The sequence below is a fragment of the Pseudanabaena mucicola FACHB-723 genome (genome assembly GCF_014696385.1).
GTDB lineage: Bacteria > Cyanobacteriota > Cyanobacteriia > Pseudanabaenales > Pseudanabaenaceae > Pseudanabaena.
Genome location: NZ_JACJQB010000088.1, coordinates 1 through 2,935 on the forward strand (window position 1 = coordinate 1; position 2,935 = coordinate 2,935).

General features: G+C 39.2%; 3 protein-coding genes. All 3 read right to left on the reverse strand.

Translation table 11 applies throughout. The annotated features are described in order from the left end of the window. Positions 1-200 precede the first annotated feature (200 nt). Entirely contained in the window at positions 201-818 is a 618-nt protein-coding gene (locus H6F41_RS18575) for a 2-hydroxychromene-2-carboxylate isomerase (RefSeq protein ID WP_190404947.1), read from the reverse strand. A 149-nt stretch (positions 819-967) separates the two neighbouring features. Then, positions 968-1,642, reverse strand: coding sequence for a glutathione S-transferase family protein (locus tag H6F41_RS18580; RefSeq protein WP_190404948.1), 675 nt, complete (start codon positions 1,640-1,642; stop codon positions 968-970). 1,075 nt (positions 1,643-2,717) lie between these two features. Continuing rightward, the coding region (locus tag H6F41_RS18585; protein WP_190404926.1) for a transposase at positions 2,718-2,935 on the reverse strand (218 nt) is incomplete at its 5' end.

The window sequence follows — 2,935 nt, forward strand, 5'->3', positions numbered from 1 at the left end:
AATCCATTGTGATGCATGATATTGTCATTGGTCTGTTTATCAATAGATATGAGTTTTCGTTTCAACCCCATTGAACGTTCCAACAAATGTGACACATTACCCCAGAGAGGAGAGGGGGAGCAAAATCCAGAAAATTCTTATTCCCCTCGCCCTTTGGGAGAGGGGCTAGGGGTGAGGGTCTTAGAAACTTCCACGTAACATCAGTTGTAAATATGTACCGACATATTTACAAGATGATTCTCTAACAATACGAGTCGATCATTTCCCCAAAACATTGCGTCACCAATAAAGAAAGTCGGTACTCCAAAAGCCCCACGACGAAAAGCTTCTTGGGTGATTTTTTCTAATTCGCAATAAATTTCAGTTGACTGTAAAGCAGAGCGAAAAATATCTTCAGAAATTCCCAAACTAGTCGCTGATTCGATGAGGATTTCCACAGTAATTTCCACTTGTTCAGCAAAGATTTTCTGGAAAAGTAATTGGCTAAATGTAGTAATTAGTTGCTGTTCTCTAGTCGCAAGAACTGCGATCGCTAACATTTCAGGGGCGATCGCTTTAAGTTTCGGTTCGTGAAAAGGGATTCCGTAATAATCAGCCCAACGTTTTGCATCCTCTTGGCGGTAATTCCAATCATACTGTCCAGAGCTAGGCTGATCTGTAAATGGATTATGTGGTCTAAGTCTGATTAATGCACCGCTAAGCAAAGGCTTCCAAATAAACTTACAGTCAAATCGCGACTCAATACACGGAATTTGAGAAGCAGCTAAATAAGAATAGCGACTTCCCAATCCATAGTAAAAATCAATCGTAACGGGCATAAATAACCAGACCAATCCCCGCACTACCACCAGTGACGATCGCAGTTTTACCAGTGAGATTTAATTCCAAACTCATGATTTATATTCCTAATTATTTTCTTGTTCCCCTCTCCTGCGGGAGAGGGGCTAGGGGTGAGGGCAAAGAAAGATTACTTAGCAACAGGAATCGGTTCACCGAGAATTTTGGCAAACCGCTCTATATAGAACTCTTGAGGATTAGCGACGGCTTTAATTGATTCGCGATCGCGTAAAGCTGCCCACCATTTCTGAATACGAGGAGTTTCCGTAGGAAGTTCAAATCTGCGGAAATTTTCCAGTACTGCCAAACGCTCAAACCAAGGATAGAAGCTGATATCAACTAAGCTCAACTGATCGCCTAGAAAATAAGTTCCATCGCCCGACAATTTGCCAAATCCTTCTTGCTCAATGAAAAGCAAAGCTTCAATAAACTCTCTGCGTCCTTGTTCTTGCTCTTCCACAGTTTTACCGCGTAAAAGCTTCACAAAGGCAGGCACAAAGCGATTATTGGCATAGTCGATCCAAATTCTGGCGATCGCCTTTTGACCAGCATCTTTAGGTAATAGTGCAGGTTCGGGGAATACTTCTTCTAGATATTCATTGATGATTGCTGATTCATAGATTTCAAAACCGTTATGGACAATCGCAGGGACTTTGCCATAGCGAGAAACCTTGAGAAATTCTGCGGGTTTATTCTGAAAATCAATGTCAGTAGAGGTAAATTCAATTCCTTTTTCGAGTAGAACTACGCGAGTACGTTGAGCAAAGGTAGAGGCTTTGGCGAAATAAAGATGTAATGCAGTCATGGAGGATTCTTAGCGTATTGTAAATGTCTTATACAGGTATACTACGGTTACTTTGTCGAATTACCGTAGATTTAATGTAGTGATTATTACATATAGGTTTTCGGTAAGGATGTCTCCTGAATAACAAAGATTTATTTGCATACAAAGTTTTTTGTATCGGGCTGATCTTGCTAATAAATCTTCCCAAAAGTTATATTCGCGGCGGCGATCGCCATATACAGTTTCATGGTTTTCTTATTTCCGATTCTTTCTGATTCTATTTTTAACGTCATGTGTAACCAAGCGATCACGTTGATATATGTAAATAAAAATATCTTTTTGTATCTTTATTGCTCTGGATGAATATTGTCTAAAAACTTCTAGCTAATCTACCTATTTAGTGCGATCGCCTGTAGGTTGGGTTGAGTTGACGAAACCCAAGATTGCCTTTATTTCTTACCCTAATATTTCCTCACTAATAAAATCGGAGTTCTCACTTCGTCAGAGAGAGTGATTGCAGTAACTCGACAATGAGTTTATCATTTCTCATAATTGGGTTGCGTTCCTTAACCCAACCTACAAGATCAGCGATCGCACTGTTTACCCCCATGAGCGGGGATTTTACCTTGATCGCTAGACTTCATTGGTATTTCCCACAAGAATGTCAATTTCGATAGAACCTTGCTTATCTTGATCAGGATGTTTTAAGTGTTGCTCAAGATTTTCTGTGTCTAACATGGCTCCTTCTAAGATTGAAAGAAGGCAATCCGTTGAGTTGTAGAAAGTCGATTGATATTGTCTAAACATGCTACATTTTGTCACGTTTTAGGTGCGAATATCTTATCCCACCCCATTTTAGTTTTCATTGAAATATTTACATCCTTCACTAACTCGGATGTTTTCAACAATATGTCTGCAACTTCACTTTTAGATAGTAGAGCAAATAATGACAAACAAAATGATTGATAATCAATGAACTCAAAGTGTTTCCCACTGTAGATTATAGAACCCATTTGGTATCTTAGGAAGCCATAGCAAGGCGCTTAAGCATAAGCCTGATAAAGCAAAGGTGAATTCTTGCATTAGCATTAAGTAGCTAAGCAAAATTAATTACATAAGTTGAACCAAAGTCTCGAAGAACTTTTTCAACATAAGAGACTAAACTTTCCCAAGATTCATATGCATTGAGTTCAATCCACTCATACTTCATGAAACGCCACAAAATTTCAATCAAGTTCAACTGGGGACTATAAGGGGGTAACTGGAAAATCTCAACTTGCTGGTTCTTCCACTGCTCTAATTTCTCTTGAATCA

What these genes read in the sequence shown, in the direction of transcription:
- H6F41_RS18580 (WP_190404948.1), bottom strand. Translation starts at nt 1,642, where the DNA reads ATGACTGCATTACATCTTTATTTCGCCAAAGCCTCTACCTTTGCTCAA.
- H6F41_RS18575 (WP_190404947.1), bottom strand. Translation starts at nt 818, where the DNA reads ATGCCCGTTACGATTGATTTTTACTATGGATTGGGAAGTCGCTATTCT.